15 protein-coding genes are annotated in these 11,292 nt (G+C 45.3%); 14 read left to right on the top strand and 1 reads right to left on the bottom strand.

Annotated elements, in window-relative coordinates; all coding sequences use genetic code 11:
- Positions 1-7 precede the first annotated feature (7 nt).
- The 14 genes from ACFBZI_RS07620 to ACFBZI_RS07685 all read left to right on the top strand — a co-directional run bounded on the left by ACFBZI_RS07620 (position 8) and on the right by ACFBZI_RS07685 (position 10,765).
- On the top strand, positions 8-1,273 hold the full coding sequence (locus tag ACFBZI_RS07620) for a phage portal protein (protein WP_375714433.1): 1,266 nt from the start codon (positions 8-10) through the stop codon (positions 1,271-1,273).
- Complete coding sequence (locus ACFBZI_RS07625) at positions 1,254-1,541, top strand: head-tail connector protein (RefSeq protein WP_375714432.1); 288 nt, start codon at positions 1,254-1,256, stop codon at positions 1,539-1,541. The genes ACFBZI_RS07620 and ACFBZI_RS07625 overlap by 20 nt, the downstream gene beginning before the upstream one ends.
- A gap of 9 nt (positions 1,542-1,550) precedes the next feature.
- Positions 1,551-1,880: a phage head closure protein gene (locus tag ACFBZI_RS07630; RefSeq protein WP_375714431.1), complete on the top strand. Its 330-nt coding sequence runs from the start codon at positions 1,551-1,553 to the stop codon at positions 1,878-1,880.
- Positions 1,877-2,425 carry an HK97-gp10 family putative phage morphogenesis protein gene (locus ACFBZI_RS07635; protein WP_375714430.1) on the top strand — a complete coding sequence of 183 codons (549 nt, stop codon included), beginning with the start codon at positions 1,877-1,879 and terminating at the stop codon, positions 2,423-2,425. The genes ACFBZI_RS07630 and ACFBZI_RS07635 overlap by 4 nt, the downstream gene beginning before the upstream one ends.
- 63 nt (positions 2,426-2,488) lie before the next feature.
- Positions 2,489-3,379, top strand: a complete 891-nt coding sequence (locus tag ACFBZI_RS07640; protein ID WP_375715758.1) for a hypothetical protein — start codon at positions 2,489-2,491, stop codon at positions 3,377-3,379.
- Between the two features lie 57 nt (positions 3,380-3,436).
- Positions 3,437-3,781 (top strand): tail completion protein gp17, encoded by a 345-nt coding sequence (gene gp17, locus ACFBZI_RS07645; protein WP_375715759.1) that lies wholly within the window; start codon positions 3,437-3,439, stop codon positions 3,779-3,781.
- A 66-nt stretch (positions 3,782-3,847) separates the two neighbouring features.
- Positions 3,848-4,279, top strand: coding sequence for a hypothetical protein (locus ACFBZI_RS07650; protein ID WP_375715760.1), 432 nt, complete (start codon positions 3,848-3,850; stop codon positions 4,277-4,279).
- Between the two features lie 57 nt (positions 4,280-4,336).
- Positions 4,337-4,669, top strand: coding sequence for a phage tail assembly chaperone family protein, TAC (locus ACFBZI_RS07655; RefSeq protein WP_375714482.1), 333 nt, complete (start codon positions 4,337-4,339; stop codon positions 4,667-4,669).
- Positions 4,670-4,692: 23 nt separating this feature from the next.
- Positions 4,693-4,995, top strand: coding sequence for a phage tail assembly protein T (locus ACFBZI_RS07660; protein ID WP_375714481.1), 303 nt, complete (start codon positions 4,693-4,695; stop codon positions 4,993-4,995).
- A gap of 5 nt (positions 4,996-5,000) precedes the next feature.
- On the top strand, positions 5,001-8,603 hold the full coding sequence (locus ACFBZI_RS07665) for a tape measure protein (RefSeq protein WP_375714480.1): 3,603 nt from the start codon (positions 5,001-5,003) through the stop codon (positions 8,601-8,603).
- Complete coding sequence (locus ACFBZI_RS07670) at positions 8,604-8,933, top strand: phage tail protein (protein WP_375714479.1); 330 nt, start codon at positions 8,604-8,606, stop codon at positions 8,931-8,933.
- An 18-nt stretch (positions 8,934-8,951) separates the two neighbouring features.
- Positions 8,952-9,353 (top strand): hypothetical protein, encoded by a 402-nt coding sequence (locus tag ACFBZI_RS07675; protein WP_375714478.1) that lies wholly within the window; start codon positions 8,952-8,954, stop codon positions 9,351-9,353.
- Positions 9,346-9,993, top strand: a complete 648-nt coding sequence (locus tag ACFBZI_RS07680) for a phage minor tail protein L (protein ID WP_375714477.1) — start codon at positions 9,346-9,348, stop codon at positions 9,991-9,993. Before ACFBZI_RS07675 ends, ACFBZI_RS07680 begins: the two co-directional genes overlap by 8 nt.
- Position 9,994: 1 nt before the next feature.
- Positions 9,995-10,765, top strand: coding sequence for a C40 family peptidase (locus ACFBZI_RS07685; protein WP_375714476.1), 771 nt, complete (start codon positions 9,995-9,997; stop codon positions 10,763-10,765).
- On the opposite strand, the gene ACFBZI_RS07690 is transcribed toward ACFBZI_RS07685, so the two are convergent.
- The gene (locus tag ACFBZI_RS07690; protein ID WP_375714475.1) at positions 10,725-10,925 is read right to left on the bottom strand and encodes a ribbon-helix-helix domain-containing protein; all 201 of its coding nucleotides are present in this window, start codon (positions 10,923-10,925) and stop codon (positions 10,725-10,727) included. The two genes, ACFBZI_RS07685 and ACFBZI_RS07690, sit on opposite strands and share 41 nt — an antisense overlap.
- Between the last annotated feature and the right edge of the window lie 367 nt (positions 10,926-11,292).

Genomic DNA, 11,292 nt, shown 5'->3' on the forward strand with positions numbered 1-11,292 from the left:
AAAATTTATGGGATTTTTTGATTTTTTTCGCAAAAAATCGCTGCAAACAGTCCCATCTGATGGCTGGTATCCGATGGTACACGAGCCGCACGCTGGGGCGTGGCAAAAGGGCGAGACGCTAAATCGCACTGATGTGGTCAATTTTCATGCCGTGTTTGCTTGTGTGAGTCTGATTAGCTCAGACATTGGCAAGCTCAAAATTGAGCTAAAATCACGCAAAGACGGCGTATTATTACCCACCAAATCACGCAGTCAAGCCATCTTAAGCGTGCCAAATCGTCATCAGACATGGCAACAGTTCGCCGAGCAGTGGATTAGTAGTAAGCTGTTGCGTGGTAATACTTATGTGTATAAGCAGCGTGATATTTTCGGTGAGATTTGGCAGCTGCATGTACTAAACCCTGACCGTGTGCGTGTGCTGGTTACTGATAGTGGCGAAGTGTTTTATCATATTAGCCGTGATAAGCTGTTCGGCATTGACGATATGACCGTGCCAGCCAGCGAAATCATTCACGACAGATTTAACTGCTTTTATCACCCGCTTGTTGGATTATCGCCCATCAGTGCCTGTGCTGCCGCTGCTGGCGTCGGTACAGCAATTCAGCAGATGAACACCGCACTATTTAAAAATGGCTCACGCCCAAGCGGTATCCTGTCTGTACCAACAAGCATCAATCAGAGCAAGGCGGACGAAATCAAAGCACGCTGGCAAGCCCAGTACAGCGGTCTCAATCGTGGTGGCATTGCGGTCATTGGCGATGGTACAAAGTATGAAAGTATCAGTATCTCATCAAGCGATGCTCAAGCGATAGAGCAGCTAAAGATGACCACCGATATTGTCTGTTCGGTGTTCCATGTGCCAGCGTTTAAAGTCGGTATGACTGACTTTAAAAGTGGGCAAAAAATCAGCGACTTGAACGAAATCTACTATTCAGACTGCTTGCAGCACTATATCGAAGCAATGGAAAATCTGCTAGATACGCACCTTGAGCTAGAAAAAGGCGTGGAATGCGAAGCGGATTTAAGCCCATTAATCCGCATGGACAGCACCAGCCAAATGGCGTATCTCAAAGAAGGCACACTATCAGGCATCATCAGCCCCAACGAAGCACGAGCAAGCCTAGGACTTGCCCCAGTCGCTGGCGGTGATAGTCCGCTGATGCAGCAGCAAAATTATAGCTTAGAAGCACTGGCACGCCGAGACAGTAGCGATAATCCGTTTGGCAACAGCACAAGCAACAAAGGGGGCGATGATGACACTGGCGACACTTGATGAAGTCAAGCATCACCTGCGATATGACGATGATGCCAATGATACTGTGCTATCCATGTTACTTGTGGCAGCAGAGCAGGCGGTGATGGCGTATGTTACCGACACTATCACCGATGAGATGTTACCTACCCTAAAAGTCGCCACATTGCTGATGGTTGGCTATCTGGATAATAACCGCAACAGCGAAACAGGTAGCGAGCATCGCAACTATCTGCCTGCTGCCGTGCGTCAGCTACTTAGCCCCTACCGCACGCCAACAGTGGGCTAAGGGGGAGTGATGAAAGCAGCAACACTACGCCACCGCATTAAGATTTATAAGCCCACCGCAGGGCGGTCAGCCACTGGAGCGGTCAAGGCGGTAAAATGGGAGCATATTTTGACGATTTGGGGGCAGTTTAGCCCCTTATCAGTCAAAGATGTTATCAGCGGACAGGCGGCAGGTACTAGCGTAACCGCACGGCTCAAAATCCGCCACCGCACCGACATCACGCATCAAATGCGAGTGGAACACACAGGCAAAATGTATGACATCGTCGGTGAACCGCTGGCTGATGATGGTAGCGGACTGGAGTATTTGACGCTGATGCTTAAGGCGGTGAGTGCATGAAGTTTAGCGTAAAAGTTGAAGGCTTAGATGAGCTTGATAAGCAATTAGCCAAGCTCGACAATCAGACCACCGGCAAGGCTCTGTATGCAGCATTAAATTACAGCAGTAATCCGATGCAAAAAGACATGAAAGACAGAGCCCCAAAGGCTGCCGCTGCTTATCGGCGTTATATGTCGCACGCTCAAGGCGAAAAAACATGGGTCAAAACCAAAAACGGCAAACCCAGAGCTGGCAAGTCCAAGCGTGCCACGACTGGCACGGGCAAATATATCATTCAACAGCCCGGGTTGCTCAAGTCAAGCGTCCGCAAAAAACGGCTTAACAAAAACAGCCAAAACGAACATCAGGCGGCTTTGGGGATTTTTATTGCCCAAGGTACTGGCAAAACTTTTGGCTCACCGTATTATTGGTATTTTATCGAGTACGGCACAAAATACATGCCAGCGATACCGTTTGTCCGTCCAGCGTATGAGCAGGGCAAACACTTGGTTGTCGAACGCTTTAAACAAAATCTTGATAAGAACATCAAAAAACACAGCCGCTAACATTGATTTTTGCGTAATTTTCGGTTATTTTATGTTACACAATCACTAAGATTAGGAGTAAACATGAAAAAGTTGATTTTGACGGCATTAACAGCCTGCATTGCAACCACAGCATACGCAAATTGTGGCTATGAACAAATCAATAGTCCTGAATATAAAGTTGATGAAATCACCAGCAAATATATGGGCAGTAGTTTTGTGCTGTCTGAAAAAACTGGTACACTTTCGCATTCCTTTAATAACAAAAAATATGAGGAATTTGCCAATACAAACTTAAAAATCTCAAGAACTGCTATTCCTGTCAAGTACACACAAGAAAGGTACAAATCAAAATCTGAGAATGTCGAGATTGGCGGTAAATCTTACAAAAGAGACCAATCGGTCGCTACTGAATTTGTTACACCATCATGTAAGACCATTTTTTATACGGACAGTTCACCATCTCGTAATTTTGTTAAATCTAATGGCGACAAGATAGACGAGCAAGACAAACTCAATATCTGGGGTAAGGCATTAACACCAATCAGTGTAACAGCCAGATCAAAATATGATGAGTTTGATGGTATGTATAGCCTATCAACGGATATGTTTAACAATAAGTATCTTATCCGTGGCAATTATCGCAAACAAACTGGTGAACTTGCCGTATTGCAGATTTACCTAAAATACACATCTTTCTTTGGTTGGGCACATTTTACATCAGCAAGAGATACTAACGGTGGCAGTTATGACATTGTCAATATTGACCAAAATGCCGACTGCTCAGGCAAAAGCCTTGGACTATCTTGCCAAACAACCGAAGTTATCGGTATTAATATCACCGAATCACTACTTCGAAACAACCCCAACGGCTTTAAATTGAAACTTTATGGCAAACAAGAAGAGATTATCAATATCTCACCTGAAGTTATCAAGCCATTCTTAGATGAGTTGGATAAAGTAAAATCTAACTAAATCGAATTAAAACCACCCAAAACCCACCCATGCGGTGGGTTTTTTATTGGACAAAATATGAACGCCAGCGAACAAGTTTATACGCTACTTGCTGACTTGGTCAATCAGCAAGTTTTTCCGCTTTTTATTAACGAAAACCAAAGCGTAACGCCGCCGTATATCATCTATCAGCCCATCACCACCACGCCAGATAACACGCTTGATGGCGTGACAGGTCATGAATGGGTGCGTATGCAAATTGATATTTATCATGATGATTATGATGAGCTATTGACACTGACCAGCCAAGTTATTGCACAGCTGGACACTATCAAGCCATCAAATTATGAAAGCAGCCAAATCATCTATGAAGACGACTTGTATCGTCATGTGATTGAATACGGCTTTTGGCAGACTTATTAATTTTTTTTAACAATTTCACACCAACCAAACTCACCATTTCGGTGGGCTTTTTTTTATGGAGCTAATATGGCTAAAAATGTCGCTAATTTGGTTGATAGCTTTTATCAACTGTTTGTATCCACCGACGGTCAAACCTTTACAAAACTTGAGCATCTGCAAAAAAGCGGAGTCCCAAGCGAAGAAAAGACCATGGACGAAGTTACCGCCACTGATGACACTCGCACGGTCAAAGCAGTGGTGAACTTCAAAGAAGAGTCTGAAATTGAGTTTGAGTTCGCTGTAGATCCTGACGATGTCGCCCAAAATGCGGTGCAAAAAGCCTTTGAAGATGGCACGGAACTTACATTCCAACTCAAATTTACCAAAGCAACGCAAGAATCACGCCAGTTTAAAGGCATGATTTCTAAACTATCGCTGGACAACGAAGACACCAAGAAAAAACTTCGCAAACAAGCCACCATCACTATCACTGGCGATGTGACTAAGATTTCAGGTTAATTCACCCAAGCCTTGCGATACCGCAGGGCTTTTTTTTAATCAATTAAGGTAAAAAATATGAGCAAACGCAGCAATGTATTAATCGAAGCATTTTTAAACAAATCTCAACTATCTAAATCAACCCTATCAAGTGTTGCACAAGAATTTTATTTAAAAAAATTAACCATCGGCGACCAAGCCAGTCTTTATGCCACCAAAGATGATGATAATCCATTTTCTCAGATGATGACCATGATTTGGCTGTCGGTGTGCGATGCTGATGGCAATCGTGTCTTTGAAGATGTCGAAGCGGTCAAAGCGTTAGACTCACAAATCGCCACAGAATTGATTGACAAAATTAATAAGCTCAACAGCTTTGACAAAGACAGCGAAGATTTAGAAAAAAACTAATCACCGACAGCAACCGCCGCTTTTTGTTTAAGCTCGCTGGTCATCTGGGTAAAACGGTCGGCGAGCTTGAGAGCAGTCTAAGCATCGCCGAATTTGCTGAGTGGCAAGCCTTTGACCAGCTAGACCCCATCGGCGGATTTCGTGGCGACTTGCAAGCGGCAATTGTCGCAGCGTCAATGGGCGGCGGTAAGCTGTCGGATTATCTGGTGATTGACCCCAATCCGATGACTGATGAGATGCGTGAAGAATACGAGTACAGACAGCGATTACAACAGCTGACAGATGAACAAAACGCCTTAATTCAAGTTTTTAGCAATGTTGAGTAAAAGATATGTTTGCAAGTTTACAAATCGCACTGTCTGCCAACACGGCAAATTTTAGCCGTGGCATGAAAAAATCACGACAAGATGCCAAAAAAACCAGCGAAGACATCAAAAATAACTTCGGTTCGGCATCATCACAAGTCAGCAAAAGCCTAGAAAAAATTAACCGCCAAATCGACAACTACCGTAAAAAAATTGAAGGCTATCATAAGGGCGTTGCCGTGGTTACTGCTGCCGTGGGTGGCTTGACCGCTGCCTATGCCAGTATGTCTAAGATTGTCGATGTGCAGCGAGAATTTGACAAGCTAAACGCCAGTTTAATTACCGTTACAGGCTCATCTGCCAATGCCGCTGCGGCTATGGAAGATTTGAAAAAATTTGCCAAAGAAACGCCATTTGGCTTATCGCAAGCGGTGGACGGCTTTGTCAAGCTAAAAGCCTTGGGGCTTACGCCATCGATTGATGCTCTAACCAGCTTTGGTAATACCGCATCGGCGATGGGTAAAGACCTAAATCAGATGATTGAAGCGGTGGCGGACGCAGCGACTTTTGAATTTGAACGCCTAAAAGAGTTTGGCATCAAAGCCAACCAAGAAAAAAACAGCGTATCATTCACATTTCAGGGTATCACAACCACGGTGGGTAAGAACGCCAAAGAGATTGAGCAGTATCTGACCAATATTGGTAATGTGCAGTTCGCTGGGGCGATGGCAGAGCGAATGAAAACGCTGGACGGTGCAATTGCCAGTCTTGGCGATAGCTGGAATGAGCTGTTACTAAAAATCGGCAATTATAAAGTGTTCGATACCAGTGTTATGGATTTGCTTGCCGCTGCCGCTCGGCGTGCTGGTGATGCCATCGACTGGCTGTCTGAGCATCTTAATATCATCGTCGCTGGTATCAGTGTGCTGCTGGCAACACTTGCCAGCCGTGTGATTGCTACCGCTACCAGCACCGCTGCCGCTTGGGTGGCATCATCAGCGGCTAAAGTGCGTGCCAATATCGCTGAAGCAGCGAGCCTACAGGCTCAATCGGCGATGATTTATAATTATCAGCGTCAATTTGTACTGCTGCGATTGACCAAAACGCATTATATTAACACCATCAAAGAAACCACCAAAGCCACGCTTAACTATGTCCGTGCATTGCCCAACAAAATCACCGCCATCAAACAAAGTACTTTGGCAATGATTAACAATACCAGAGCAATGTTTACTAAAGCAAACGCTCTCAAGGCTTTAACCGCCAGTGCATCGGTGGCGAGCCGTGGTATCATCAGCCTAGGCGGTGCGTTTGCGTCGATGGGACGGCTGATACTTGCCAACCCCATTATGACCATTGCCGCCATCATCTCTGCTATCATTGTCCGCACTATGGGACTACAAAAAGCGATGGATAGCTTATCTGATGCTATTGATGTCGTGGGTGAGTTATTTGGGCGGTTGGTAGATTGGGGTATTGATGGCTTTGGTAATTTGCTCAATTCAGCTGGTGAGTTTCTCAGCGGATTTTTGGGGCAATCCGAAAGCACCACTGGCGGCGTTACTGGTTATTTTTCACAGATGTTTGCTGGCACCAAAGGCGGATTTGTTGGCTTGATACAGGTTGCCGCCAGTGCGTTTGACCGCATGTCAGGCTTTGCGGTGGGCTGTGTCAGATATATGCTTGATAATTTCAACCGTTTTAAAAATCAAGCGATTAACTTATTTATCAGTCTTGGTAACGCCATTGGTAGTTATTTTTCTAGTCGTATTAATACGGTGATTGACGGCTTAAACTGGGTTAATGGCAAGCTCGGTGGTGATGCCGATTATATCCCACACTGGCAATTTACACCCGGCAGCATGACACCCGTGTCCGATGTTCAATTTTCTGCGACTGGCGGTACCAATTTTCGTGGGTTGGTTGATGATGCCATTGGTACTGTTGACAACAAAAAGAAAAACCAAGGCGGCGGCGGTGCTGGTAGCGGTGCTGGCGGTAGCGGTGCTGGCGGTGCTGACAAAGGCAAAAGTGGTAAGGGCGGTAAGGGTGGTAAGGGCAACGGCAATCACAAGCCACACCATGAAAAACAAGAAAAACCCGACACCACAATTCAAGATGCCCTCAATGAAATGACGGTAAAAAATGCCAAACTGGAGTATGAAGCTAAACAATTATTAAACAATGTTTATTCTGATATGCTGTTTGAGATTTCAGATGAGTATGGCAAATTTTACAAAGCGACTAAAGAACAAAAACAAGCTTTATTGCAACTGGCAAAAGAAGAAGATTTGCTCACTGCCACTAAAAAAGCCCATGATGAATTTAAAAATATTGGGCGAACATTGAAGCTTATCGGCAAAGAAAACCCATTTGATGCTTTGCTTTATGATTTGTACGATGTCAGAAATGAACTGAGCGTACTCGATGAGCAAACTAAACAAAATTGGCTACTGCTTGAAGCTCAAAAGCAATCTGCTCAAGTCTTGCACGAACTTAAAGAAAAAACAAAAGAGCTGTCTAATGAAGCCGCACTGGTCAATGAACAATCAGAGTATCGGCGAGAATTGCTACAAATTGAGCAAGAAACCACCAAAACTTTGGAAAAATACGCTGGGCTAAACCAAGGCAATACTAAGCAAGTCTATGAGCAAATCATCGCCAATCATAAACTGTACGAAATCGAACAGAAAAAATTGGCGACTGAAAAAGCTTATCTACAAATCAAAGCCGATAACCAAAATGAAGAAGAAAAGCAGTTACAAACACTCACCAGCCAGCTTGATGTGCTAACAGAACAAGCCAAAATCGTGCAAGAGATGGGCGGTGATACTTATGCCATCGAAACACTGTCCAAAAAGCTAATCACCGACGCCATCGGCTTGCCAGAACTTAGTAACCCTTATGGAGATTTGGCTGATGAAGCGGTCAAACGCCAAAATTTGCTAGATGCTGGCATCGAACAATTGTTAAAAAATGAGCAATTAAACGAAGAGCAACGCATCAGCATTAAAAGATGGGGAGCTGCCGAGCGTGAACGCATCGAGAAAAACTATCAAGACTCAGTTAATCGCATGATTTTGACCGACAGCGAGAATATGTTTGGCTCGCTGGCGTCCATTGCCCGTGATGGCTTGGGTGAACAATCCAAAGTTTATCGTGCGATGTTTGCGATGCAGCAGGGCTTTGCAATCGTGCAAGCAACCATGGCAATGCAACAAGCCATTAGCCAAGGACTTGCCAAGGGCTTTCCGATGGGGCTGGCAGATATGGCATTGGCAGCCGCTGAAGGTGCAAAAATCGTCAGTGCCATCAAATCCGTTGTTATGCCAGTCGGTCAAGCCCACGACGGCATTATGTCAGTTCCCAAATCAGGCACTTGGAATCTAGAAAAGGGCGAGCGAGTGCTGCCCAAGCACACCGCAAAAGCCCTAGATAAAAAGCTGGACAGTATCGGTGGTGGCGGTGGCACGGCAATCAATATCAGCGTTACAGTCAATAGCAATGGCAGTAGCGATGTACAAAGCGATGCCCAAGCTGGCAAGAGCTTTGGCAATGCCATCAAAGCAGCAGTACAAAACGAGCTAATGCGACAACGCCGCCAAGGTGGCATGCTTTACGGAGTGTAAATGAAAACCTTCACTTGGAAAATGAACATGGGTGCGTCAAGCGAAACGCACCACGCCATCACAAAAACCCAATTTGGTGATGGCTATACGCAGCGTGTCAGCCATGGCATTAACGCCAAACGCACGGACTGGAGCGGTGTCAAGACTGGCGATTTTAACACTGTGATTAAGCCGATTATGGATTTTCTCGATGAACATAAAGGCGTGATGCCATTTTTGTGGACAAATCCGCATGGGCAGACGCTCAAATATGTTTGTGCTGATTATTCAGTCAGTCAAAACAAGGGCAATTTTTGGCAAATTAGCCTAAAATTTGAACAAACTTTCTAACTCAAAACGGAGCAAAACATGAACGAACTTACAACCCTTTCACGCCTAGAAGCCAACACTATCCAAAGCTTTATTGCTCAAGTCGATTTTTGGCTTGGGCAACACGGCGAAAAAGCGGATAAAATCGAAATCACTTATTACCCTGATGATGACGGCTTTGAAGTCGTGAACAATGAGCAAAACAACGGCGTACTTAAGCGTAACCGTGCCACTCGTTTTCGCACCGAAATTCTGGCATGGGCGATGAATATGCTCAATCAGCTAACCAATTATGACCCAAGCAAAGAAGTCAAAGCCTTTGCTTGCGTGTATAAAAACGGCGAATTTGGCGTGTTGGCAGAAGTCGGTGATGCGTCTGAAGACAGCGAAGAATTGGATAGCGAAGATAGCGAAGAATTGGGCAACAAACAAGATGAGTAATTTTAACACTCAGGTTCAACAAACCAGCGTTGAGAATTTCTTGACGCTGTATGAGCTGGATTTACGAAAATTGGGCGGTGAGATTTACCGCTTTCATGGGCATAATGATGGTGTCATCACTTGGCAAAACAAGCAATACACGCCCATTGCCATCACATCAGATGGTCTTGAAATGCGTGGCGATGGCAAAGCCAGCACGCCTAAGCTCACCATTGCCGATACTTTAAATGGCGTAAACGGAGCGATTGGGGCGTTATGCCGTATGTACGATGACTTTGCTGGGGCAAAGCTCACCATCACTCACGCCATCGGTGATGAGTACAAACAGCAGATTTGGTTTGTTGAGCAAAAAACCACCGAAAATCCATCATCTGGCGTGCTTGAATTTGAATTATCAAACCCAGTGGACTTTGAAAATCGCAAAATCCCCGTGCGAACCATCACCAACTTTTGTCATTGGGCGGTGATGGGGCAATATCGTGGCGAAACCTGCGGCTATACTGGCACGGCACGCTACACCATCGACGGCAAGCCTACCGATAATCCGCTTCTAGATAAGTGCGGCGGCTGTATGTCAGACTGTCAAATCAGGGGCAATGTCGCACGCTTTGGCGGTTTTCCTGCGGCAGGGTTGGTATGATATGCTAAATGATATTTTTAACCACGCTTGGCAATGCTACCCTAGCGAGTGCTGCGGACTTATCATCAACGGCAAATACCACCCTTGCACCAATATTCATCATGACCCCAAAAATCATTTTGAGATTGCTGCAGATGAGTATTTGACGCTTGAGAACTTAGGCGAAATTACCGCCATCGTCCACAGCCACCCAGATGGCGAGCCATTGCCCAGTGAGTTTGACCGTGTGCAAATGGGGCTACACGGCGTGGATTGGTGGATTGTAGGGCTTGGGTATTCACCGACTGGACAAAAGTATCAAGCGATACAAAAGCACAAGCCCACCGACTACCAAAGTCCGCTCATCGGCAGGGATTATATCCATGGCGTGCAAGACTGCTATACCTTGGTGCGTGATTATTACGCCCGTGAGCTTGCTATTGACTTGCCAGACTTTGAGCGAGCAGATGGCTGGTGGGAAGATGAAAATCATGAACCGCTGTATCAAGCCAATTTCGCCCAAGCTGGCTTTGTTGAAGTCGATACACCACAAAAACACGATGTGATTTTATGCCGTGTCGGACGCACGCAGCACATTAACCACGCCTTAATTTACTTAGGCGATGGCAAATTGACAAGCGAAAACGCCAGCGACATTATCGGCGATAATATCGTCTTACACCACCCCCATAGCCGCCTGTCGGTGCGTGAGATTTATGGCGAAAACTGGCAACGGCGGACGGCGATGGTGGTTAGGCATAGGCAGCTTGCCAAAGCTCCACCGCTTCCATGATGATGATATTTTTGGTTTTGCCTGTGCTTTTGGCAAGTTCGTCCAGTCGCTCGGCAAACTCAATCGGCACTTTAAAGCCGATATGTTTGACGCCACGGCGAGCATCGCTTTCTTTTTGGATTTGGCTGCGGGTTTTGGGATTGGCAACAATCTTTGGCATTTGACATTTTCCTGTGTTATGGTATGATAGGGGTTAAGTAAGGGGGTGAGCGGTGTTTCCTGTCCGCTCCGCCATATCATCTGCTGATGACTTAGGCGTTTATCTTAGTAAGCTGGTAAGCTATACAAGATAAAGACCAAAACGATGAGTGCTGTTAATACTTTCATCGCATTCTCCTTACATCGGTTGGCGGTTATTTCCCTTAGGTAAACCGTTTAACCTAGCAAGGCAAGGCTCGACCCCTTGCCTTGTTGTGTATATTATAGTTATAACTACTCTAAAAGTCAAGTAATTTCTACACTTTTTTATAAAAAGTTGTGAATTATTTGGCTTTTTTGTTGTCTAAATTTCACCGCTTTTGCATTGT

Origin of the sequence: Moraxella marmotae (assembly GCF_042219885.1) — a bacterium.
In the GTDB taxonomy this organism is placed as follows: Bacteria; Pseudomonadota; Gammaproteobacteria; order Pseudomonadales; family Moraxellaceae; genus Moraxella; species Moraxella marmotae.